Here is a 23,868-nt window from a genome sequence, read left to right as displayed (position 1 = left end):
TGAAAGCTATGTGCTTACCGGCGCAGAGTTGGGAAAATATATCGCATTTGAGGTAACGCCGGTAGCCCTGACCGGAACGACACAGGGAACAGCGGCATTGCTTGGATGGATTGGATATGTCTCACCGGCGGAAGCAGCACCTACGGCAACAGTGCAGCCAATAACAGGAATTTTGCAGGTGGGAGAAACACTTACAGGACACTATACTTACTATGATGTAAATAATGATTCGCAAGGAACAAGCATTTACAAATGGTATAGAGCGGATGATTCATCAAGCTTGAATAAGGCTGAGATAGCAGGAGCAACAGGTATTACATATATACTTGCCAGTGCAGATTTAGGGAAATATATAAGCTTTGAGGTGACGCCGGTAGCTCTGACCGGAACGACACAGGGAACAGCAGTATTGAGTGCATGGGCAGGAGCAGTAGTACCCGCGGAGACAGCCCCTACAGCAACAGTGCAGGCAATTACAGGGACATTAAAGGTGGGAGAGACACTAACCGGTCACTATGCCTACAGTGATGCAAACGGGGATTTAGAAGGAACCAGTACCTTTAAATGGTACAGATCAGATGATGGAGCAGGCTTAAATAAAGCTGAGATAGCAGGAGCAAACGCTAAAACCTATGTGCTTGCCAGTGCAGATGAGGGAAAATATATAAGCTTTGAGGTAACACCTGTGGCAGCAACCGGAACGGCACAGGGAACTGCAGCTTTGAGTCCTGTAACAGCTGTTGTAGGCCCTAAGCAGGCACAAGGAACTACTACCTCCTCACCGACAGCGGATACCTCTGATAAAAAAGCAGAAGTTCTTATTAATAATACTAAGGTAAACTTTGCAAGCTCAGAAGTAAAAGAGGAGAATGGAAGGAAAAAGACAATTATTACCTTGGATGATGAAAAATTCAATGTACAGTTTAGTAAGGAAAAAGATGGAAGTATTATTACTATTCCTGTCAGCAATAATTCAGACATTGTTATCGGACAGCTCAATGGTCAGACTGTAAAGAATATGGAAGACAAAAAGGCAGTGATTGAAATTAAAACTGAAGATGTTACTTATAGCATTCCGGCAGAGGATATAAATATTGACAGCATTTCAGAAAAAATAGATAATAAGATTCAATTGAAGGACATTACAGTAAATATCAGTGTTTCCAAGTCATCAAAGGAAACAGAAGCAATAGCTGAAAATTCCTCAAGAAAAAATAATTATCAGCTGGTAGTCAAACCTGTCGATTTTGAAATAACCTGTAAAAACGGTAACAATATAATAGATGTGTCCAAATTTAATAGCTATGTTGAGAGAACAGTGGCGATACCTGCCGGAGTTGACCCTTCAAGGGTAACTACGGGTGTGGTGCTGAATAAAGACGGTACCTTCTCACATGTTCCTACTATGGTTAAGGTTATAGACGGAAAATATTATGCTAAAATAAGCAGTCTTACAAACAGTACGTATACAGTTATATGGAATCCGGTAACCTTCAAGGATGCTGAAAAGCACTGGTCAAAAAGCTATGTAAATGATGCAGGGTCAAGACTTATAGACAATGGAACGGGAAATGGAAATTTTGCTCCAGACAAAGCAATTACGAGAGCGGAATTTGCATCAATGATAGTCAAAGCACTTGGACTGACAGGTACGAATTTTACCGCGAAATTCAGCGATGTTCAAAAGAGTGACTCATACTATAGCTATATATATACGGCATATGAATATGGTATACTTGCAGGCTACTCAAACGGGAAATTCGGGCCGCAGGACTTGATTACAAGGGAGCAGGCTATGACAATGCTTGCAAAAGCTATGGATATAGCAGGAATGGATGTAAAAGTAACAGATGCGGATATAAGCAATCAGCTTGAGCTGTTTAAAGATTCGGAAAGTATTTCTATATATGCAAGGCAGACAGCTGCAATCTGTGTAAAGAATGGCATTTTTGACGGAGATACTAAAGGAAGGCTGACTCCAAAAGACAGCTTTACAAGAGCAGAAAGTGCAACTGTAATCATAAAGCTTTTGAAAAAAGCGGAATTGATTTAAAAGTTAAAGCTTAAAATATTCGGTTACAAAATGAAAAGTCCTGAGCAGTGTTTTCTGCTCAGGACTTTAATACTTTTAAAGTAAAAAATAGACAATTCTCAATTAGAACTGGATTTTTCTTTTTCTTTCAATTCATCAAGTCTGAATTCGGCCATTTGGGCGTAAGTCCTATTCCCGCCTCTTTGCTTGCGGGCAGACATCAAATATTTAAAAGCATCCTCAGGCTTATTGTTCAAGAGACATAGCTCGGCAAGGATAATGCAGAGCTGCTGCTCAGTCTCAGGCTTTAGCTCGCTGTCACATTTAAGATAGGCATCCTGATAATAGCTAAGTGCAGAAGCGGCTGCTGTTTTTTCCATTGCTTCGTCTCCGGAATCTCTGTATAACCACATGAGATTCATCCATATCTTACCCAGCTTTATATTTGGCGCTTTGTACGCTTCGGCACAGTACAGGGAAAGGTAATACTTCGTAAATAGCTGATTAACATCAATATCATTGGTTATAACAAGCTTCTGGCCATTCAGGATGGAACTGAGCTTGGCAGTAACCAGCTTAAACTTGGAAGGCGAAAGATTTGGAAATTCATTATAAAAATTTGAATAACAGCATTCAGGACATGTCCAAAGGTTAAACCACAGGGAATCAAAGTTTTCATATCTTCTTCTCAAGTCCTTATCCATACATGAGGATCTCAGCTTGGATACCTTTTGTCCATACGCCAAAAACTTATTGCCGCAAATAGGGCAATGCACATTTTTTTCAAAAATATATTCGGAACTGTCAAATGCGGGAACAAGGCTGTATGTTTTATGTCCCTCAGGAAAAAACGCTTTAACTGTATTGGTCTGAACAGCTTTGGCCGCTGCTGGCTCTGTATTAGCCGGAACGGGAATCTGTGAGCTTGCGGCGGCTTTTGACAAAGCGGCATTTGCAACTCTCAGCCTTGAAGCCATGGCTTTCATCATTTTAAATGCCATTTCAGGCTGACGGCTGATAAAAAGCTCAAAATTACTTCTGTCTATTTCAAGAACACTTAACGGTTCTAATGCAATTACTGTAGCACTTCTGGGAAGCTCATCCAATAAGCTCATTTCACCGAAGGTTTCACCAACGCTTAATTCAGTGAGCTTAACTGCATCATCAGTAAATGTATTCAAAAACACACCTACCTTACCTGATAATATAAAATACATTTCATTTGTATTTTCACCTTCGAGGGTAACGACAGCATCGGTGTTATATCTTTTTATAGTCCCACAAGACCTAAGTAGCTCAAGATCCATTGTATGCCTCCATAAGAATTATAATCAAATATTTTAAATCTTTTTACAAAATACAATAACATTATAACAAAAAAAACTAAATAAAGGTGAAAAAGACATAAAAAAAGCCACAAATAGTCAAATTATCAGTGGCTTTTATGGCTATGAGAGTTAGTCCTTCTTAAAGTGCTTGTTATTATTTGAAAAGCCTTGCTTCCTTTTTGAACTATGTCCGTTCCTGTTTGGTGAAAATGAATGGAGGCTCTTTTTCCTTGCATTGGATTTTTCTATATTTATTCTTTTACCCTTAATTATATAGTTTTTCATAGACTTGAGCACTTCCGGCGCAAATTCCTTAGGTACCTCTACGAAGGAATACCTGTCATGGATATCTATAGAACCTACCAACTTTCCGGGAACACCTGACGAAGCAACAAGACTTTCTATTATATGCTTTGGCTGAATTTTATTTTCGCTTCCGATATTTATGAAAAATCTTACCATGTCACCCTCGGAAGTAAATTCAGAGGCATCATCAATTTCACTGACCTTGTTTGTCTGCATGCCGGTTTGATCAATATAAAGCTTCAGCAGTGCGGCGGCAATATCAATGGAGGTAACAAAACCGTCACCTGAAGAGCCGGGTTCGGAAGCTTCAGAATTTATGTCCTCTGCAAATTTCTCGATTTGTCCGACAAATTGAGAAATTGGCTCATCCTCTAATTTCTCTTTAAGGGATTTAAGTATGTTGGACATTTTCTTCTCTTCAACATCATTTATACTGGGTGGCTTTATAAACTTAATATTGGATTTTGTATAACGCTGGATATCTCTAAGCTTATATATTTCCCTGCCTGAAATGAAGGTAAAGGCTTTTCCTGCCCTGCCTGCCCTGCCGGTTCTGCCTATTCTGTGGACATAATACTCGTCATCATTCGGCAAATCATAGTTGAAAACAGCTTCAACATCATCAACATCAATACCTCTGGCAGCTACATCAGTGGCAATAAGAATATCAATATTGCCTTTTCTGAACATATTCATTACCTTGTCTCTTTGTTCCTGCCTCATATCTCCGTGAAGTGCTTCGGCAGAGTAACCTCTTGATTGCAGACTTGCTTTAAGCTCGTCAACCTTCCGCTTTGTGTTGCAGAAAATCAGTGCCAGCTTGATATCATTAGTATCTATTAAGCGTGACAGTACCTCCAGCTTTGCAGTTTCCTTCACCTCGAGATAATATTGCTCAATGCGCGGTACGGTCAGTTCCTTGTGAGCTATCTTGATATGAATAGGAGAGGTTTGATATTTTTTTGTAATATCAAGGATTTCTCTTGACATGGTAGCAGAAAACAGTATTGTCTGCCTTGCCTCAGGAACCTTTTCCAAAATAGTATCTATATCTTCTCTGAAGCCCATATTCAGCATTTCGTCGGCTTCATCCAGAACTATCATTTTAAGATTTTCCAGCTTTAATGTTTTGCGTCTCAAGTGGTCCATTATACGGCCTGGAGTTCCGATAATAATCTGCGGACGTTTTTTCAGAGCCATAATTTGTCTGTCTATAGGCTGGCCCCCGTATACAGGAAGAATCCGCACTCCTTCTTTGTATTTCAGCAGGTTTTTTACCTCTTCAGAAGACTGAATAGCCAGTTCTCTTGTTGGACAGAGAACTAATACTTGAATAGCTTCCATTTCAGGGTTAATCATTTCAACAGCAGGTATTCCAAAAGCACAGGTTTTACCTGTTCCGGTTTGGGCCTGTCCGATTAAATCATTTCCGTCTAGGATGTAAGAAATTGATTGAGATTGAATTGGTGTTGCCTCTTCGAAGCCCATATCAATTATTGCTTTTTGTACTTCATTTGAAAGGTTGAAATCCTTAAAACTTAAATTTTCCATTTTAATTCCTTTGCTTTTATTATTTTTTACACTAATAATAATAAATATTATCAGTGGGTTTTGCAATCTTTATTTACTATAAATAGTCTTATTTAAATATTTATAGTAAAGATATTCTGTATCAGTGTACTAAATTGTAAAAAAAATTCCTTGGAGTATAAAAAATAAAATTTATATCTAACAAGTATGTTATGATAAGTATAATATATTACGATAGATTATGCGCTTTAGTATTCAAAAATCAATTTTAACAAATACTTACATGGATTCAGTTCATTAATACAAAAGAATATAAAAGACAATATATAATTATATGTCAAATAAGGATAAAAGACAAGATATTTATATGTAAAAATCAAAGAGTGGATAACTTAACGTGGAGGTTAGTTAAAATGAAGGAATTTGCTTTTGTATCGGATTTTGACGGTACACTTACGGACCGTGATTTTTATCACATAGTAATGGATAAATATTTAAAGGAGTGGGCGTGGGATTATTATAATGAATGGAAAAAAACTAAACGGATAAATGTTGATTTTCTGAATAAGATATTCGGCTCCATGGACAGGAGCGAAGAGGAAATTCTGGAGGATATACTCGGTCTTCCTCTGGATCCGTATGCAATGGACTTTATAAAGAGAGTTGAAGGCTGCGGAGGAGACTTTTATATATTAAGTGCAGGAACCTCTTACTATATAAAAAAGCTGCTGGCACATTACAGGCTAAACACTGTTACCGTTATTTCCATGGAGGGAGTGTATAAAAACAGAGGAATCCAAATACTTCCCGATCCCAAAAGTGAATTTTATTCGGAATTGTGGGGTGTGGACAAGGAAAAAGTAATATTGTCTTTAAAGCAAAATTATTCAAGAATATATTTTTCCGGTGACAGTGACCCGGATGTAGGTGCTGCAAAGGCAGCTGACTGTGCCTTCGCCAGAAATGACCTGAAGGAGCTGCTAAGTGAAAGAAAAATACCTTATGTACCGTTTAATAAATTCAATGAGGTGGAAGAATATATGCTAAGGCAGGGCTGGCTTAAATAGAAGCTTCAGGCATAAAGGTAAGCGGAGGGTATAGAAAAAGAGATACCTCCACGGCTAAAGCCTTCGGACGATAAAATATCGGAACGATATGTATCGGTTTTCATCGGATATTCAGCTGATAGTAATTAACCTATATTATTAGTGGAGGTTGGCATGAGTACAACAATGCATAGAATTGAAATACCTACAATAATGGAAGTTGACAGCAATATACTCAAAAATGCCGGAGCATATATTAAAAGGGCCGGCATCAACAGGGTCGTTGTTTTATTTGGAGAAGGAATAAGGGAACTGTTTGGACAAATAATACTTGATTCTATAAATTCAACAGCCTCTTTAACACTGCTTGAAACATATGATTATGATGATATAAAGATAGAAAGCCTTATGCCTATGGCGTTTTCAATTTCATCAAATACGGAGGCAGTAATAGGAGTAGGAGGAGGAAAGGTACTGGATGCCGCAAAATATATAGCCTTTCTGAAAAACCTTCCGTTTATAAGTATTCCCACATCAACATCAAATGACGGATTTTCCAGTTCGGGCTGTTCTCTGATTATAAACGGCAGAAGGACATCTGTTCATGCAGTAATGCCGTTTGGAATAATAGTAGATATCGCTGTTATTAAAAATGCACCTGTGAAGTTTATTTATTCAGGTCTGGGTGATATTGTTTCAAAGATAACCGCAGTATTTGACTGGTATTATGAGGAAGGTAACAGGGCTGCAAGGGTAAATGACTTTGCGGCAATGCTGGCAAAAAAATCTGTAAACAGTATTGTAAGAATGCCCTATACGCAAATAACGGAAGAATTTTTCCTGAAGGAAATGGTTGACTCTCTTACAATGAGCGGAATAGCCATGCAGATTGCGGATAACAGTGCTCCGGCAAGCGGAAGTGAGCATCTGATATCTCATGCTTTGGACAAAATACTGGAAAAGCCTCAGCTGCATGGTATTCAGGTTGGAATTGCTACTTATCTTATGAGTTTAGTGCAGCAGCACAGGTATAAAAGAATTGAAAAGTTTCTGAGCGACACAGGATTTTTTGATTATGTACAAACTCTGCAATTGAGGGCGGAGGATTTTGAAAGGGCAATTGAATTGGCACCTGAAATAAAGCCGAACAGGTATACTTACCTTCATACTGAAAAAAATAGGGCTATGGCAAAGGAGCTTCTGAGAAGCGACAATATTCTTAATAAGATTTTAAAATAGAGAGCCAGATAAAGCCTTAATAGCAGAAAACGGCAGTTGTATTTGTAAAGATTATTTTAAATGCTCTTAATTTTAGAATTTAATTGAAATATTACAATGTTTGTTATAAAATGGTATAGTATTCAAGCCAATTGCAAAAGCTGAAAGCTTATAATGTATTAGGAGAGCTGTTTTAGCTGTAATTGGCTTAGTTGAAGGCTTTTTAGATGCAAGGGGTATTGGCTTGAAAGAACTTGCTTCGCTTCATGATTTTTTGCTGATACTTGATGTGGGGGTTAATATGCAAGTACTGATTCATCAACAGATGAATATTATTTCTGCAGTTGTGCTGTTATTCTTTATAATATATTCGAGTAATGTCTTTGACAAAAAATTAAAGCTTAACAAATTATACTTAGTCTCTCTGTCTTTAAACATACTGTTAATAACCCTGAATATAATGCTCGACTTCTTAATTGCAGGCGGCAGTACAACTTCTGCTGCAATCAGGAGCGTTAAGGCTCTTATTTTAGCGGCTGCACCTTGTCTGGCATTTGTTTTTCTGAAAACAGTGTGCAATTATTATCCCAGACCGTTCAAAATAAAGAATTCCGTAAGGCTGGTTTTTAACCTGCTTATGCTGGTTAATACTGTAACGGCTGTTTCCATGAATAATATCAGCATAATATCAGAATATACGGTATCAATTTTTGTAAGCTTTATTTTTACGGCATACAGTGCATTTGTAGTATTCAAAAGCAGAAACAAGATAATCAGGTTTGAGTTTGCTTCCATTTTTACAGTAACCGTAATGGCAAGCATGTTCTTAATTATTCAAATTACAGCCGGAGCTACTGCTTCTATCTGGTGCGTCAGTTCAATCATATTAGTGTTCATGTTTGTTATTATTCAGCAAAGGGAGCTGTACAGAGATTCTCTTACAGGTGCCAGAAACAGAATTGTCCTGAAAAAGTCTATTGATGCGTATGCAAAGAAGCCTTATGGTACTCCTGCCGTGATTATGATAGACTTGGACCATTTTAAAAGCATAAATGATTGCTACGGGCATTCAGAAGGAGATTATGCTCTTAAAGCCTTTGTAAGAATACTGCAAAAGGCGTATTCGGAGCAAGGTATTGTTATAAGGATGGGCGGGGATGAGTTTCTTGTTTTGATTAATGATGCCTGTGCGCTGGAGGTAAACGACATGATTAGGGGAATGGCCAAAATGATTGATAATTTTAACAGCAAAAATGAAAAGCCCTATAAAATCAAATATAGCTACGCCAGTGGAATGTATGACAATAAAGGTATGAGCCTTGAACAATTTATTCATGATCTGGATATGAAAATGTATCAAAACAAGCAAGGAAGACGAGATGGGATATGGAGCATTAAAAACATTTCGTCCGAAGGCTTGAGGCGTAATTGACTTCTTGGCAGGGAGGTTCAAGGGCGGCACAAGTCAATTGCTACCGGCTAAAGCCTCCTAAAGTCAAAAACGAAATCAACCCCAAACTGTGTTCAAAATAAGCTTAAAAGCTTATTCGCCTGAAAAGACGATATATCGTCGCGAAGGCTTGAACCGTAATTGACTTTAGTCATATTTAAAGCCGGCTGCCTAGCTGTTTGGCGCGGCCTGGTAAGCAAGACAACTTGCTTATAGTATATTAAGCAGCTCTGACGGCTTATTCAGATAATAGTCCGCGTATATGCTGCCTGCATTGTTAGTGCCCCAGACTGCCAATGCAAACTTGATGCCTGCGCTTCTGGCACACTTTGAATCAAAAACCGTATCACCGATATATATTGTTTCAGATGGGACAGCCTTCATATCATCCATTGCTTTCAGAAGAGGATCAGGATTTGGCTTGTGTTTAGCCGTATCATCAGAGGAAACAACAGAAACGAAATTATGTATCAGACCCTGAAGACACATATCAGCGTCTATTTCATATTTACACCTTGAGGTTACAATTCCCATTGGAATATTTCTGGCCTTTAGCTCCTTAATAACTTCAGCAATGCCATCGAAGGCCGAACAGTGTGAAAAGCCCTCTACAAGGTATTTATAATAATCCTTAATGGCAGCCTCAATATCTGTAAAGCCATAATTGGATAAGGCTTGGGGAGTAGGTACTCCATAGCCTTTTAATAATTCATCGTCTGTCAAATTTCTTCCGAACTTTTCAAATATTATTTTCTGGTATGCATACACAACAGCTTCTTCGGTATCTATCATGGTCCCGTCTACATCAAATACTACATACTTGTACATTTTATCCTCCGTTGAATGTTATAATATTTTTATTATAACATATACCATCAGCTGTTGCTTATTCTATTGTAGAATCTTGAAAGGTAAAATATTGATATAAAGCAGATAATTGTCGAAATACAAACATTAAATACAATCAAGCTGTCAGGAATAATAGTGCTTGAAATCTTTATAGTCATATATCCGATCAGGCCTATCATAATAAAAACGAAAAAGCTTTTAAAGGAGAATTTTATTTCACAAAGCTTTCTTATTTCAAACAGGTTTATTAATAAACCTGTTACAGACGTCAGAATAATAGAAATTCCATATCCGTATATATTTAAGGATGGGATGCCTGTGAGAATTGCCACGCATATCAGTCCTTCCACAGAGACAATAATAGAATTTCTCAGGTTGACATTTTGCTTTCCCAGGGCATTTAAAATTCCAAAGGTAGCAGAGGATGCATAGCTCATGAAGCTGCATATTCCGGCTGCCTTAATCATTGTGCCAAGGTCATCCCTTGAATAAAAAAGAATGCCAAGCTTTTGAGGAATGCAGAGGGATACCAATAATGTTGCCAATCCCACAAGAAAGGATATTTTCAGAACCTGATAAATTCTCCTCTCAGTGCTCCATAAATCCTTCTTGCTTATGCTCAGAGACATATCCGGTATTAATACCGTCATCATTGATCCTACTATTATAAACGGAAGATTGACGGTTGTAAGAGACATGCCTATAAATTTACCAATCAATGCCAGAGCATTATCATAGCTCATTCCGGCAGCTATTAATCTTCTTGGAAGTATTAATGTAGATGCTGTATTTAATATTGAGGACAAAAATCCATTCAGACACAGCGGACTGGATATCACCAGTATATCAACCAAAAGCTGGAGAGGATTTTTAACCTTTGTTTTAATGGGTACAAGCCTTTTAAAAAATATTTTGTAAGACAGGAGCAGCATTATAAGGCTTATGGCTTCTCCTATGGACAAGGCGAGATAGGCTGCGGTTACAGCCCCTTTTACATTATTTAGTGTTAATAAAGACATTGTTGCTAACAGTATTGTTATTCGGATACATTTTTCCAGAATATCAATGCCTGCCGGAATTGTAAACTTTTCAAAGCCATAGAAAACACCCTTGAATATTGCAGAAAAAGGAATGAATACTAGAGCGGGACATATTATTTTCAGAGCATTTGCGGCTCTGATGTCTTTAATGAAAAAAGTACTGATATTAGAAGCGTTGATAAAAACAAGCACTGCGACGGAGATGCTCCACAAGCCCATAAAAATGAATGCAATCTTTACAGTTCTATTCAGGTTTCTATAGTCTTTTTTACTGTTGTATAGCGCACAGGTTTTTGATACTGCGGTTATCAGACCATCTGCCGTCAGGCATATCAGCAGAGAATATACAGGCATTATAAGCCCGTACAGACCGAGGCCTTCGGCACCAAGCTTTTTAGAAAGCACAATCGAAAAAGCAAAACCAATAAAGCCGGTTATAAAATTTGACAACGTAAGTATAGCGGAATTTTTGTAAAATTTATCTGAATTCATTTAATACAACCCCATTTTCACTGTTATTAAAGGGTATTCAGTAAAGTCCGCCATTATTACAAACAAACATTTATAAGGCTGCTTGCATATCATATTAAGGGTTGCTTGCGCTTGTAAAAATATCTGAAAATAAAATTCAGATATACTGCAAAATATTTAGAAAGGAAGTGATTTAATAAAAGAAAAAACAGGAGGCAATCCTATTTTCCCGATAAGAAATATATAAATACAATCTGGGCAAGTATGATTAAAGGTATAATAATCATAAAATACCAATGGCGGGTTTTGTGATTAAATAATATAAGTCCCGTATATACTCCGATGCTGCCTCCAAGTATAGACAAAATGAAAAATGACCTCTCGGGTATTCTCCACAATTTATTTTTTGCTTTATATTTGTCCAAGGAGACTAATATAAAACCAGATATATTTAATATCAGCAATACAATAACAATAAATTTTTGCATAAATATGTCCATGCTTACAATTTAAAAAAATTCCCGATAAAAAATCGGCATGAACTTTAAGGCCTCCTTTTTTATATATTTAAATTACTAAAACTTTATAAATCCTTTTAATCTGAATTTAGCTTAACAGCAAGTATATAAATATTATACTTCTAAAGGATGCATTTTGTTTAGTGCTTTTTATGAAATTTTTGATAAAATATACAAATTATTTGTAAGGTCAAATTTGTAAAACGAAGAGTATTTGTATATAATATGGTTAGATATATGAATATTATATGCAATATATTTAAGAAATAAAGAATGTAGGTGAATTATGAACTTTAATATCTTAGATTTAAGTTTTTTATCAGTAATATTTAAAGTAGTGCTGGTAATAATTGTGTTTTTAATTATAATGCAAGCTTTAAAAATTATGTCTAAGGATGTGAAAAGGAGTACATTAAAGGGAGGAAAAAACCTCGGGTGGAAACTCAGGCTTGATTATTCAGGCGATGGAGGCAGCTTTATTTCAGGTGATATCATACCGATTGGCAGCAGGATATCAATAGGAAGAAATCAAGCTAACCAGCTGCTGCTTCCTTCACAGTCCGTATCGGCCTATCATGCCAGAATATATTTTGAGGATGGGCGATATATGCTTGAGGATTTAAAGTCAACAAACGGTACCTATATAAATGGAGTCAGGGCAGATAAGAAAAGCTTGCAGCCCGGCGATGAAATACGTATTTCTCAAACAGTGCTGGTGGTTATGGACGACGAATAAAAGTCTCTTGCAGGTATTTGAAATTTTGACCGGAATATTGCTGTGTTCTGAAATAAAAGCAATATCCGGAGTATTGGGAGTGAAATGTTATAAATGACTAAAAGCTTAAGAACTCTTCAGTTTTATATATATTTATTTCTATTTTTTGGTTTTTTGAACCTTGCTTTATTAAAAAAGCCTATAGATCTATTGGCTGGAATATTTTTTGCCGTGCTGCTGGTAATAATATCTGTGACTGTACGTATATTAAAAAAATATTACCCAATGGGCGACCACCTGATATTTTTATTGGCTATATCTCTATGCTCAATAGGACTTATAATGCTTTTCAGATTGGACAGAAAAATTGCTGTTAGGCAATTGGTGTGGCTGGTTTTGGGAATATTCCTGTTTTTATTTATTGTTTTGTACCTGAAAAAAGGAATAATTAAGTTTTCTGAATATAGGTATATATTTTTGGCGGGAACTATAATATTTATGGCAATGGCTACCTTCTTCGGAGTTGAAAAATTAGGTGCGAAAAACTGGGTAAAAATAGGGTTGGTTGGCTTTCAACCCTCTGAATTCGGGAAGATATTTCTGATACTTTATTTAGCCTCGGCACTTTCAGATATTTGCTCAAGAAAACAGCTGATTGAGCCGTGTATTGTAATAGGAATTTCTTTGGGCTTTATGGTAATCCAGAAGGATCTTGGAACGGCTCTGATAATATTTGCTATTGCAGTAACAATGGTATATCTTTCAACATCAAAGACGAGGTATGTATTGATTTCCTTGGGCCTTTTTTCGATAGGGGGTATGGCAAGCTATGCAATGTTCAGCCATATCCGGAGGAGAATTATGATTTGGTGGAATCCATGGCTGTATGTATATAATGAAAGCTATCAGGTAGTACAGTCTATGTATGCAATAGCAATGGGAGGTATTTTTGGGAGAGGCCTTGGGATGGGGAATCCTGGATATGTTGCCGTCAATGAGTCTGACTTTATTTTTTCGGTAATATGTGAGGAAATGGGACTTTTGATAGGGTTTTCCGTTTTGATTCTGCATTTTTTGTTATTCTACCGATCCATCAGAAGTGCAATACATGCCAATAATAATTTTACCAAGCTTCTTGTTTCAGGATTAAGTGTTATGATTGCTGTTCAGGCTCTGGTAATTGTAGGAGGAGTGACAGGCTTTATTCCTTTGACGGGAATAACTCTTCCGTTTGTGAGTTATGGGGGGACTTCTCTGTTAATCAGCTTTCTGGCATTGGGGATTATTCAAAAGGTCTCTGAGGGCGATGAATCGGAAAGAAAATAGAGAACAGCCGCTAAAATAATACGGAGGTAAAAAATTTTTGCGATAGAATAAAAGACAAAAATTTATAAAAAAATGGATAATCTAACGTCAAATATAAAAAGAGTTATGATAATTTTTTTGGTTGTATTTATAGTTCTGATGGGCTATTTGTCATATTTTACTTTGTTTAAGGGCCCCGATATTGTAACAAGACCTGATAACAAAAGAATGTGGGATGTGAGAAATAAGGTAGTCAGAGGAATAATCTATGACAGAGACGGAAAAAAATTGTCTTTCAGCCAAAAAAACGGGAGTGCCGGTTATAAACGTGTCTACCAAGGCGGAGCTGCGACGGCTCATATACTGGGGTATTATGATGAACGGTATGGAATAACAGGGCTTGAGAACTTATATGACAGCCGCTTATCCAGTAATAGTTCCACCTCGTTTCTGGCATGGGCCGGTAACGGATTTAAGGAAGTTGATAAAAAGGGTGATGATGTATATACCACTCTGGACTATGAGCTGCAAAAGACGGCTTATAATGCGTTAGGAAGCTCAAGAGGCTCTGTGGTTGTATTGAAGGTTGATACCGGAGAAATATTGGCGATGGTGTCAACGCCTTCCTATGACCCTAATAAGCTTGGGGATATATGGGAATCCCTGAATGAAAATGAGCACAGGCCTCTTTTAAACAGGTCTGTATCAGGCTTGTATCCGCCTGGCTCGACATTTAAGGTTGTTACAGGGATAAGTGCTCTTGAAAATATAGACGGGATTACCGAAGAAATATTTAACGATACGGGTAAGATGGATTTGGGAGGCGGCTATACTCTCAGCAATGATAAGGGCAAAGCCATGGGTAAGATTAATTTCCGGCAGGCTGTGGCAAAGTCAAGTAATTTATATTTTGGAGATTTGGGTATAAGACTTGAAGACAAGCTTTTTAAAACAGCGGAGAGGTTCGGCTTTAACAAGAATATTCCTGCTGAGGGAATACTTATAGACAACAGCCGATTTCCAAAATATAAATCAAGTGAAAAGGGAAATTTGGCACAGAGCGGATTCGGGCAGGCGGAGGTGCTGGCGACACCTGTCCAGATGGCATTGGTGGCTCAGACCATAGCAAATGACGGTATTATGATGCGGCCGACACTTATTAACAAAATTACGGATTACAGCGGCAATGTGGTTCAAAGCCTGAATACCTCTTCCATAGGAGAAATCACAGAAACTCAGTATGCCGCTGAAATGAAAAATTTCATGAAGGATGTAGTCTCAAAGGGAACAGGAACCCGTGCTCAAGTGAGAGGAATAAAAGTCTGCGGGAAAACAGGGACTGCTCAGCACATAGAAAGCAAAAATCCACATAGCTGGTTTATAGGCTTTGCTCCCTACGAAAAGCCTGAGATTGCAATAGCTGTTATCGTTGAGGAGGGCGGCTATGGAGGTGTTGCCGCAGCAGGGATATCGTCAAAGGTGATGAGTGAGTACTTTAAAAAATAAGTATTCTATAACAGTTTTGACAATATTGCTGCGATTTCGGCTCTTGTTGTATAGCCTCTTGGATTTATCCTGTTTCCGGAGCCGCTTATATACCCGTTTTTAGTCAGGACTGCTGCGGCTTCCTTTGCATAATCACTTATCTGTGAGCTGTCAGAGTATTTGGCCAATTCTGACATGTCTGCTCCTGCAAGAGGAATTTCTGCGATTTTCAAGGCTTTATATACTTGAACTATCATATCCTGTCTTGTAATATTACTTTTGGGTTCAAATTTATTATTTCCTGTTCCGTCTGTTATACCCAGAGCCTTGGCAGTACCTACGGCATTGTAATAATAAGAGCTTTCAGGTACGTCGGAGAAATTGCCTTCGAATTCAGCTTCCAACTTTAAGGTTTTTATGAGCATGAGAATAAAATCTCCCCGTGTGATGTTGCTTGAGGGCAGGAAATATCCGCTGCCGACGCCTGAAACGATGTTGCTTTCATATAGCTTGTCAATAGCAGTAATTGCCCATGCTGTATTGGGGCCTACATCCTTAAAGTATTTTGACATATTGCTTATTTTTAAAGAAGAACTTTGATTGTGCAGCCTGTCTAGGGCAGTAACGATATAAACTGCTCCGCTGAGGCTGTTTCCTGAACTATCAATAAATTCCTGCGCGCCATTTCCGGTTTTCCTTATGGTTGTGACCAGATGCCTTGCACTGTCATTTGAATTAATATCTGCCGTTTCACCGTTCAGATATTTGTAAACAGCGTAATAAGCTGTACTGCTGTCATTGTCCGTCCAGCTTATTTTTGTTTTGCCGGATACGGTGCTTATAGAGCCGTTTGCAGGTGCAGCAGGTGCTTTCCCGCCCTTCCAAGGCATTACCGGTACTAAAGCTTTAGTTGACCATAAATCATTTTTAAGTGAATAAACAAAAGATTGCGCAGAGCTTGCAAATAAATAATTTGCTCTAAAGAGAACACTGCCGTCAACTCCTGCCATGGTTGTATTTTGTTTAAGCTGACGGGACATTTCTGGAACCCCGTTGTCAACTAAAAAATCCTTGTCAGCGGTACCCGCTTCGCTGATTTTATACAAGGCCATGCCGATATAGAGATGAACATTTTTGCCTTTAACCAGATTGGACCACCAGGTAACAAGCTCACCATAAGGAGCGGCGGCGTTTGCATAAGTGAAATATATCTGCGGACAGATGTAGTCAATCAGCTCCTCATCAACCCATTTTTTTGTGTCCGCATAGCATTTGTCATAGTTTGTATACGAGGAATTGGTGTTGGAGCCTGCAGGGTCATCCTTTTTGTTTCTCCAAATGGCAGAAGGGCTTATCCCGAATTTTACCCAGCTCTTGGCAGAGGAAATCTTTGCGGAAAGCTCTTTGATTAACAGGTATGTGTTATTTCTTCTCCAATCTGCCTTGCTTGCAAATTGTCCGTTATTGTATTTTTTATAGGTTGTGTCATCACCCATTTCATTTGCTGAAGCCTCATAATAGAAGTAGTCATCAAAGTGAATTCCGTCAATGTCATAATTGTTTACTACCTCCATGACGCAATCTTCAACCCATTTCCTTGCTTCAGGGATACCGGGGTCTACAACAAATCTGCTGTTTGCTGTTTTAATCCATCCGGGATGTTCTTTATAAACACTTTTATTTACATTGAGGGAAGCTATGGTGGCTGTACTTGTGTTCATTGAAACACGATAAGGATTAAACCATGCATGAAGCTCGAGATTCCTTTTATGGGCTTCATCTATCGCAAACTGAAGGGGATCAAAGCCGGGGTCCTTGCCTAAGGTTCCTGTCAGATAGCTTGACCAGGGCACAAGTTTCGATTTGTAGATGGCATCGGCGGCAGAGCGAACCTGTAAAAAAACAGCATTCATATTGTCAGCGGCTGCTTCATCTAAAAGCTTGATAAGCTCTTCCTTCGTTTTTTGGATTCTTTGGGCATCATTTGCGATAGCTTTTGTTTGTGCAGAAGGCCAGTCTAAGTTCGCAACCGTACTAATCCATGCGGCACGGAGATGGCTTTTTGTAATTGGCGTAGAACTGGGGATATACTGGGAATATGGGCCCCATGCTGCTGAAAAAGCATCTAAGGGCAGTGAAAATAAAATAATTGACATTAAAAGGCTTATAGAAACAAAAACCCGAAAAATACCCTTTTTAACCATAGATACCTCCAAAAAATAAAGAAGCAAGAAGGTTTACATAACACTAAGAAAAGCTGTTTTTATAAAGTGAAATTGTATTAAGCGCATAAACAACAGATATATGTTATTAAAAGCCATGCCTCTGAAATTATTTTAAATTTACAATTGTACTTGCAAAATGTACTTCATCAGCTGAAGAAATCAGTATATGATGTTCAAGTAAGGTAGGGTATTCCCGGAACTGATTATCGCGGTGCTATACCGCAGGGATACTATAATCTTTCCATATGATAGCAATTGTCTGTATGAAAGCACATCAGTATAATAGCACACATTCTTATGTTATGTCAACTCGTGAGCAAATGTGACATAAATATGCTAAATAGCCTTATTATGCTGTTAAAAACCTGCAAAAGGCTTTAAAATTAAATTTTAATATTTCGGATTTTTTTTACCGGAATAGATTACTATACATATGAAATGAATAAAGAAATACGGATAATGAATTATTGCTCAGTGACAGTGATATTATATCAATGGAAGTGTATAACAAGCAGTATGATGAATTGCTCACCTGCTACGTAGGTAATACAAAAAGCTCCTTTACTCCAAAGAAATTTAAAAAAAATATCTTTTGGAATAAAAAAGCTGAATAACGTCAATTATGGCTCCAAGCCCTAGCACACTAAAATATCAAGATACTATCGATTTTCAGACAGATTATGTTTTTTAACTGTCTTTAAAAGCAGCTGCCTTCGCGCAAGAAAATACCGCGGATAATATTCTGTTGCGAGAAGGCTTATCATACAAAGCTTTGGGTTTCACCCGGCAAGCAGTGTAGACCTGTATATTACTTTAAAGGCTTTATGAACATTTGTGTCCAATAACATAAGCCATTGCTGTTTTTTGCAAGTCCTACGCCGATATGGGTATATGAGGGACTCAAAATATTAGCCTTGTGACCTGCTGAGCCCATCCAGCTTTTCATAACCGCCGCCGGAGTTTTTTGACCGTAGGCGATATTTTCACCTGCTGAAGAGAACCTTATCCCGAAGGATTCCAGCATTTTAAACGGTGACCCGTATGTGGGAGAGGTGTGTGAAAAGTATTTTTTGTTTATCATATCCTGTGATTTGTATCTGGCTACTCTTGATATTTGCCAGTCTGCTTTTAACGCCTGCAGTCCCTTTTTGGATCTTTCAACGTTAACCAGCCTCATTACTTCGGCTTCCATTGTTTTGACACTGCTTTGATCCGGTATCGTAAGCTTTTGTCCCGGGTAAATCAAGCCGGGATTCTTTATTTGAGGATTTTTCGCCAGAATTTCACTGATGCCTGTCTCATACTTTACAGCGATTTTCCAGATGCTGTCACCTGACTTTACGGTATAGGTTGTCTGCGCGGCAGCTTCCACTACGCTTATACTGAAAATCACTGCTACTAATAATAAAAGTTTTTTTTTCATATACTATTACTATGTCCATATACGGTATTTTGCTTAAACCTATTTTTGCCGTATGGGACTCCTCCTTATAATTTATTTTAGGTTTAAATATTTACTTGATTAATATTATTTGAGGAAAAAATAGATATTATGACAAGAAAATATTTAAAATTTATGAAATAAATACTTCAATTGAATTTCTTAAATTCAAGCTATCGTCTGATAGCCTCGGTTCTTTAGCTGATAGTAATTGACTCTCACACAAACAAAAAGTATAATAACTTTCTGAGGACATAAATAAAGAATGCATAAGGATTAGAGGTGTTATGAGTATTTTTGAGGGGAAGGAATATTTTTTGTTTGACGGGGCCATTGGCACCTATTATTCATCAAAATTCAATAAAAACACAGCGTGTGAGCTTGCAAATCTTTTTGACAGAGATTCGATTTATGACATTCATAGGGAATATATATCTGCGGGTGCTAATGCGATTAAATCCAATACCTTTGGTGCAAACCGGTTTTCATTGGCTTGTGATCAGTCGGAAGCAGATAAGATTATTATAAAAGGCTGGGAAATTGCCAAGAGGGCAGCAGAAGGGACAGCTGCGGCAGTTTTTGCGGATATTGGTCCGTTGCCCATGGATGAAAATATATCGGCACCGGAGGAGTATAAAAAGATAGTTGATATTTTTATTTCATGCGGTGCAGAGAACTTTTTATTTGAAACCTTTTCAGGCTATGATATTCTGCTTGAATTATCAGCATACATACGCTTGAGGATACCAAAGGCTGTTATTATAGCGTCATTTGCTGTATATCCGGATGGATATACAAAAGAGGGATTATTTTATAAGGACATAATTGACAAGGTCAGTACAAGCGGGCTGGCTGATGCATGCGGGCTGAATTGTATCAGCGGTCCTGCGCACATGTGCAGACTTGTTAAGGACTTAAATATTCAGGGCAGAAGAATTATAATAATGCCAAACTCAGGATATCCGTCATCTGAAAGAGGCAGGGATTTATTTATCGATAATTCGGATTACTTTGCTGAAAAAATTCTTGATTTAAAAAAAATGGGAGTGCAAATATTAGGAGGCTGCTGCGGGACTACGCCCAAGCATATTGCTGCATTGGCAGGGCTGCTTGATGCCAATAATCATCAGGAAGGTAATTTGGCTCACAAAGTAAATAGTACAGCTTGCGTACCGTCAGAAGAAAATGTTCTGTATAAGCTGCTGGAAAGCAAAAAGCCTATTCTGGTCGAGATAGATCCCCCCTTTGATACCAAATGGGAGTATATGCTTAAGGATGCCTTTTTATTAAAGCAGGCAGGTGCAGATATGATTACTATAGCGGATTCACCTCTGGCAAAAGCACGGGCGGACAGTTCCATACTTGCTTCGAAAATTTATCGGGAAGCAGGGATACCTGTAATGCCGCATATAACCTGCAGGGATAAAAATCTTTTAGGTATAAAGGCAATGCTTCTGGGACTTCATATAGAAGGAATCAGAAATATTTTAACGATTACCGGTGACCCTATAGCACATACTGAACGGGAAAATATAAAGGGTGTATTCAGCATAAATTCATCAAAGCTTGCAGGCTATATATCCAGTCTGAACAGTAATGTATTCCATGACGGGGAATTTAAAATCGGAGGGGCTCTTAATGTCAATGCTGTTAACTTTGATGCCGAATTAAGACGTTCGGTAAATAAAATTGAAAATGGCATAGGATATTTCCTCACACAGGCGGTATATACAGACGCAGGAATAAATAATGCCGTCAGGGCGGTTCAGACTCTAAAGGTACCTGTATTTGCCGGAATAATGCCTCTTGTGGGCTATAAAAATGCACAGTTCATAAATAATGAAGTTCCCGGAATAGAAATTGATGAGGAGACAATTGAGCTGTTCAGAGACAAAAGCCGGGAAGAATCAGAGCGTATTGGAATAAATTTTTCTATGAAGAGCATAAATAAATTATATAAGCATGTATCAGGTTTTTATTTGATGACTCCGCTCAAAAGGACTCATGTAATCTGTGAGTTAATAAAAATGATTAGGGAAATTAATATATGATTGTGCTTTTAGCTAAATAAATTTATTTATACTAAATCAATTATATTAATATTTATTGATATGTGACATAATACAAGAAAATATGATAAAATCATTTAGTGCGATTTTGTAATTGATATTTAGTGCGGAGGCTGGCAAAACAGCTCCAAGAAGTCTTTGCCGAATTTTTGTGCCCGAATTGGGTGTGGAGGTTAGCTTGAAGGAATTAAGACATGGTTGCAAATTAACTGCGTACCTCCACGAAGTCTTGCCAAATTTTTGTGCCCGGATTGGGCGTGGAGGTTAGTATGAAAAACAAACCCTTATATGAGGTTAGAGAAATTTCCAATCTAAGAGATATGCTTGAACAAAGTGCAAATTTATATTCTGATAAGCCTGCATTTTTAGTTAAGGAGAAGGGGAATCAGGATTACATTCCTGTATCCTTCAGAAAATACAAATCGGATATAGATGCTTTGGGAACTGCGTTGATAAGCTTGGGACTGAAGGATAAAAGGATTGCAATAATAGGTGAAAACAGATACGAATGGTCTACGTCATATCTGGGAGTCTGCAACGGTACAGGTATTGTTGTTCCTCTGGACAGAGAGCTTCCTCAGAATGAAATAGAAAATTGCATACAGAGGAGCTACTCAGATGCTGTTATTTTTTCGGGTAGTGTTTCCGCAAAGATTGAAAAGATAATGAAGAGTGCAGATACCTGCAAATATTTTATAAATATGGATTTAGAAGAGGATACCGGAGGACAGATATCCTATGGGAAGCTGCTTAAAAAAGGGTATGAGCTGCTTGAACAAGGCAGCCGGGAGTTTCTTGATGCGGAAATTGATAATGAAGAAATGAAGATACTTTTGTTTACATCTGGAACTACTGATAAGTCAAAGGCAGTTATGCTTTCACACAGAAATATTGCTGCAAATTTGATGGCTATGTGTTCTATGCTGTATATTGATGATAAGGATGTTTTTCTGTCCGTATTGCCTCCCCATCACACCTACGAATGTACCTGCGGTTTTCTTTGCCAGATGTACAGAGGCTGTACAATAGCATATTGCGAGGGGCTAAGGCATATTGTCAAAAATCTGAGAGAATCAAAATGTACAGTTATGAATGGAGTTCCTCTTGTTTTTGAATCAATTTACAAGCAGCTTATCAATACAGTCAAAAAGAAGCCGGGTGCGGAGAAAAAGCTTAAATTTGCAATCAAGCTGAGTAATATATTAAGCATATTTCATTTAGATGTTAAAAGAACGCTTTTTTCAGAAATTCATGAAGCCTTGGGCGGGCATCTGAGGTTGTTTATAAGCGGAGCCGCTGCAATTAATCCTGAGGTATCAAAGGGATTTAAGGATATCGGTATAAAGCTTGTACAGGGATACGGACTGACTGAATGTGCACCGATAGTCGCATTAAACAGAGATTGCTGGTTCAAGTTTGATGCCGCAGGTCTGCCTCTTCCGGGACTGAAGGTAGTCATAGACAGCCCCAGTTCAGATGGAATAGGCGAAATTAAGGTATCAGGCCCGAGTGTTATGCTGGGGTATTATGAAAATAAGGAAGCAACCGATGCAGCTGTCAAAGACGGCTGGTTTTATACCGGAGATATGGGATATTTTGATTCAGACGGATTTATTCACATAACCGGAAGAATGAAAAACATGATTTTAACTAAAAATGGCAAGAATGTGTATCCTGAAGAGATAGAGACTCTTCTTGGCAGAAGTGATTATATTAAAGAAGCCTTGGTTTATGGGCGTGATGACAAAGATGATATAATTGTTTGCGCAAAAATAGTTCCGGACAAGGAAAAAATTGAAGAGGATATAAAGGAAGGTATTATTTCAGAACAGGATATAACTGCTTTGATAGGCTCCGAAGTCAAGAAGATAAATAAGGAATTAGTCAATTATAAGGCTGTAAAGGAATTTACTCTTCAGGACAGTGAATTTGAAAAAACAACAACAAAAAAGATAAAGAGGTATCAGGAGCTTAAATGAAAACAATAGAGGAATCAATAGTGGAAGAGGCAGTAAAGTTAGTAAGAGAAGCCGGGAAAATGCTTCTCAGCAGTATGGATGATAAAAAGGTGTTTTCCAAAAGCGGTACGGCTAATTTTGTAACAGAAATCGATATACGGGTTCAGGAGAAAATTATCGGAGGCTTGAAGGCTATACTTCCGGAAAGCAATATCATAGCTGAGGAAACAATCGGGAATGAATACTCATTTGGGAAATATACATGGATTCTTGATCCTGTTGACGGCACAACGAATTTGATGTACGGATTCAAATATTCCGCTGTTGCGCTGGGGCTTTTTGCAGAAGGGGTACCCTGTGCCGGAATAGTATATAACCCCTATTTAGAAGAGATGTTTACCGCACAGAAAGGGAAGGGCGCATTTGTAAATAATCAGAAAATAAGAGTGACGGACAACAGGCTGCTTAAGGATAGCCTGCTGACCTTTGGAACATCTCCTTATGACAGGGAAAAGGCTGACGAGACCTTTAGAGTCACCAGAAATGTTTTCCTGAAATGCCGTGATGTCAGACGTACAGGCTCAGCCGCATTAGATATCTGTAACGTTGCCGCCGGCCGTTCGGATGGCTTTTATGAAATGGAGCTTCAGCCTTGGGACTATGCAGGGGCATCCATAATATTGGAAGAGGCAGGAGGCAGAATTACAGACTGGCAGGGCAAAAGACTCAGCTATTTAAGTAAAGCAGCCGCTATTGTCACAAATGGGTATATTCACGATGAGTTAATAAGGGCTGTTATATAGATACTTAAATAGAAAAAAATGTAATAGTTATTCGATAATTGTAAATAAAAAATTGCTTTAACTACATAAAAACACCTGA

17 protein-coding genes are annotated in these 23,868 nt (G+C 38.0%); 10 read left to right on the top strand and 7 right to left on the bottom strand.

Translation table 11 applies throughout. The annotated features are described in order from the left end of the window. Positions 1 to 2,053: S-layer homology domain-containing protein (locus tag LY28_RS01045; RefSeq protein ID WP_165835455.1), on the top strand; the 2,053-nt coding region annotated here is incomplete at its 5' end. Between the two features lie 98 nt (positions 2,054 to 2,151). Here LY28_RS01045 and LY28_RS01040 read toward each other — a convergent pair. Both LY28_RS01040 and LY28_RS01035 read right to left on the bottom strand, forming a co-directional pair. After that, positions 2,152 to 3,339 carry a DUF2225 domain-containing protein gene (locus LY28_RS01040; protein ID WP_110460304.1) on the bottom strand — a complete coding sequence of 396 codons (1,188 nt, stop codon included), beginning with the start codon at positions 3,337 to 3,339 and terminating at the stop codon, positions 2,152 to 2,154. Between the two features lie 150 nt (positions 3,340 to 3,489). Further along, entirely contained in the window at positions 3,490 to 5,217 is a 1,728-nt protein-coding gene (locus tag LY28_RS01035) for a DEAD/DEAH box helicase (RefSeq protein WP_110460303.1), read from the bottom strand. A 392-nt stretch (positions 5,218 to 5,609) separates the two neighbouring features. On the opposite strand from LY28_RS01035, the gene LY28_RS01030 reads away from it, so the two are divergent. The 3 genes from LY28_RS01030 (at position 5,610) to LY28_RS01020 (ending at position 8,892) form a co-directional block, all read left to right on the top strand. After that, positions 5,610 to 6,263, top strand: coding sequence for an MtnX-like HAD-IB family phosphatase (locus LY28_RS01030; protein WP_110460302.1), 654 nt, complete (start codon positions 5,610 to 5,612; stop codon positions 6,261 to 6,263). A gap of 153 nt (positions 6,264 to 6,416) precedes the next feature. Then, the gene (locus LY28_RS01025) at positions 6,417 to 7,481 is read left to right on the top strand and encodes an iron-containing alcohol dehydrogenase family protein (protein ID WP_110460301.1); all 1,065 of its coding nucleotides are present in this window, start codon (positions 6,417 to 6,419) and stop codon (positions 7,479 to 7,481) included. 223 nt (positions 7,482 to 7,704) lie between these two features. After that, positions 7,705 to 8,892, top strand: a complete 1,188-nt coding sequence (locus tag LY28_RS01020; RefSeq protein WP_110460300.1) for a GGDEF domain-containing protein — start codon at positions 7,705 to 7,707, stop codon at positions 8,890 to 8,892. 228 nt (positions 8,893 to 9,120) lie between these two features. Here the strand turns inward: LY28_RS01020 and LY28_RS01015 are convergent, their stop codons facing one another. The 3 genes from LY28_RS01015 to LY28_RS01005 all read right to left on the bottom strand — a co-directional run bounded on the left by LY28_RS01015 (position 9,121) and on the right by LY28_RS01005 (position 11,758). Next, complete coding sequence (locus LY28_RS01015; RefSeq protein ID WP_110460299.1) at positions 9,121 to 9,738, bottom strand: HAD family hydrolase; 618 nt, start codon at positions 9,736 to 9,738, stop codon at positions 9,121 to 9,123. 47 nt (positions 9,739 to 9,785) lie between these two features. Further along, the gene (spoVB, locus tag LY28_RS01010; RefSeq protein WP_110460298.1) at positions 9,786 to 11,291 is read right to left on the bottom strand and encodes a stage V sporulation protein B; all 1,506 of its coding nucleotides are present in this window, start codon (positions 11,289 to 11,291) and stop codon (positions 9,786 to 9,788) included. 200 nt (positions 11,292 to 11,491) lie between these two features. Beyond that, positions 11,492 to 11,758, bottom strand: a complete 267-nt coding sequence (locus tag LY28_RS01005; RefSeq protein ID WP_110460297.1) for a DUF1294 domain-containing protein — start codon at positions 11,756 to 11,758, stop codon at positions 11,492 to 11,494. A gap of 316 nt (positions 11,759 to 12,074) precedes the next feature. Here LY28_RS01005 and LY28_RS01000 point away from each other — a divergent pair, with 316 nt between their 5' ends. From LY28_RS01000 to LY28_RS00990, 3 genes are all read left to right on the top strand, one after another. Next, positions 12,075 to 12,524: an FHA domain-containing protein gene (locus tag LY28_RS01000; protein ID WP_110460296.1), complete on the top strand. Its 450-nt coding sequence runs from the start codon at positions 12,075 to 12,077 to the stop codon at positions 12,522 to 12,524. A gap of 93 nt (positions 12,525 to 12,617) precedes the next feature. Next, entirely contained in the window at positions 12,618 to 13,829 is a 1,212-nt protein-coding gene (locus LY28_RS00995; protein WP_110460295.1) for an FtsW/RodA/SpoVE family cell cycle protein, read from the top strand. A gap of 72 nt (positions 13,830 to 13,901) precedes the next feature. Further along, on the top strand, positions 13,902 to 15,314 hold the full coding sequence (locus LY28_RS00990; protein WP_110460294.1) for a peptidoglycan D,D-transpeptidase FtsI family protein: 1,413 nt from the start codon (positions 13,902 to 13,904) through the stop codon (positions 15,312 to 15,314). 5 nt (positions 15,315 to 15,319) lie between these two features. On the opposite strand, the gene LY28_RS00985 is transcribed toward LY28_RS00990, so the two are convergent. Both LY28_RS00985 and LY28_RS00980 read right to left on the bottom strand, forming a co-directional pair. Then, positions 15,320 to 17,497: a family 10 glycosylhydrolase gene (locus tag LY28_RS00985; RefSeq protein WP_110460293.1), complete on the bottom strand. Its 2,178-nt coding sequence runs from the start codon at positions 17,495 to 17,497 to the stop codon at positions 15,320 to 15,322. An 829-nt stretch (positions 17,498 to 18,326) separates the two neighbouring features. Beyond that, positions 18,327 to 18,941, bottom strand: a complete 615-nt coding sequence (locus LY28_RS00980; protein ID WP_110460292.1) for a CAP domain-containing protein — start codon at positions 18,939 to 18,941, stop codon at positions 18,327 to 18,329. Positions 18,942 to 19,246: 305 nt separating this feature from the next. On the opposite strand from LY28_RS00980, the gene LY28_RS00975 reads away from it, so the two are divergent. The 3 genes from LY28_RS00975 (at position 19,247) to LY28_RS00965 (ending at position 23,789) form a co-directional block, all read left to right on the top strand. Then, complete coding sequence (locus LY28_RS00975) at positions 19,247 to 21,010, top strand: bifunctional homocysteine S-methyltransferase/methylenetetrahydrofolate reductase (protein WP_110460291.1); 1,764 nt, start codon at positions 19,247 to 19,249, stop codon at positions 21,008 to 21,010. Between the two features lie 287 nt (positions 21,011 to 21,297). After that, complete coding sequence (locus LY28_RS00970) at positions 21,298 to 23,007, top strand: AMP-dependent synthetase/ligase (RefSeq protein ID WP_110460290.1); 1,710 nt, start codon at positions 21,298 to 21,300, stop codon at positions 23,005 to 23,007. Then, entirely contained in the window at positions 23,004 to 23,789 is a 786-nt protein-coding gene (locus LY28_RS00965; protein ID WP_110460289.1) for an inositol monophosphatase family protein, read from the top strand. Before LY28_RS00970 ends, LY28_RS00965 begins: the two co-directional genes overlap by 4 nt. Positions 23,790 to 23,868 lie beyond the last annotated feature (79 nt).

It is taken from the genome of Ruminiclostridium sufflavum DSM 19573, assembly GCF_003208175.1.
Classification (GTDB): Bacteria; Bacillota; Clostridia; order Acetivibrionales; family DSM-1351; genus Ruminiclostridium; species Ruminiclostridium sufflavum.
This window is presented reverse-complemented; position numbering and strand designations above follow the sequence as displayed.

What these genes read in the sequence shown, in the direction of transcription:
- LY28_RS01040 (WP_110460304.1), bottom strand. Translation starts at nt 3,339, where the DNA reads ATGGATCTTGAGCTACTTAGGTCTTGTGGGACTATAAAAAGATATAAC.
- LY28_RS01035 (WP_110460303.1), bottom strand. Translation starts at nt 5,217, where the DNA reads ATGGAAAATTTAAGTTTTAAGGATTTCAACCTTTCAAATGAAGTACAA.
- LY28_RS01030 (WP_110460302.1), top strand. Translation starts at nt 5,610, where the DNA reads ATGAAGGAATTTGCTTTTGTATCGGATTTTGACGGTACACTTACGGAC.
- LY28_RS01025 (WP_110460301.1), top strand. Translation starts at nt 6,417, where the DNA reads ATGAGTACAACAATGCATAGAATTGAAATACCTACAATAATGGAAGTT.
- LY28_RS01015 (WP_110460299.1), bottom strand. Translation starts at nt 9,738, where the DNA reads ATGTACAAGTATGTAGTATTTGATGTAGACGGGACCATGATAGATACC.
- spoVB (WP_110460298.1), bottom strand. Translation starts at nt 11,291, where the DNA reads ATGAATTCAGATAAATTTTACAAAAATTCCGCTATACTTACGTTGTCA.
- LY28_RS01005 (WP_110460297.1), bottom strand. Translation starts at nt 11,758, where the DNA reads ATGCAAAAATTTATTGTTATTGTATTGCTGATATTAAATATATCTGGT.
- LY28_RS01000 (WP_110460296.1), top strand. Translation starts at nt 12,075, where the DNA reads ATGAACTTTAATATCTTAGATTTAAGTTTTTTATCAGTAATATTTAAA.
- LY28_RS00995 (WP_110460295.1), top strand. Translation starts at nt 12,618, where the DNA reads ATGACTAAAAGCTTAAGAACTCTTCAGTTTTATATATATTTATTTCTA.
- LY28_RS00990 (WP_110460294.1), top strand. Translation starts at nt 13,902, where the DNA reads ATGGATAATCTAACGTCAAATATAAAAAGAGTTATGATAATTTTTTTG.
- LY28_RS00985 (WP_110460293.1), bottom strand. Translation starts at nt 17,497, where the DNA reads ATGGTTAAAAAGGGTATTTTTCGGGTTTTTGTTTCTATAAGCCTTTTA.
- LY28_RS00980 (WP_110460292.1), bottom strand. Translation starts at nt 18,941, where the DNA reads ATGAAAAAAAAACTTTTATTATTAGTAGCAGTGATTTTCAGTATAAGC.
- LY28_RS00975 (WP_110460291.1), top strand. Translation starts at nt 19,247, where the DNA reads ATGAGTATTTTTGAGGGGAAGGAATATTTTTTGTTTGACGGGGCCATT.
- LY28_RS00970 (WP_110460290.1), top strand. Translation starts at nt 21,298, where the DNA reads ATGAAAAACAAACCCTTATATGAGGTTAGAGAAATTTCCAATCTAAGA.
- LY28_RS00965 (WP_110460289.1), top strand. Translation starts at nt 23,004, where the DNA reads ATGAAAACAATAGAGGAATCAATAGTGGAAGAGGCAGTAAAGTTAGTA.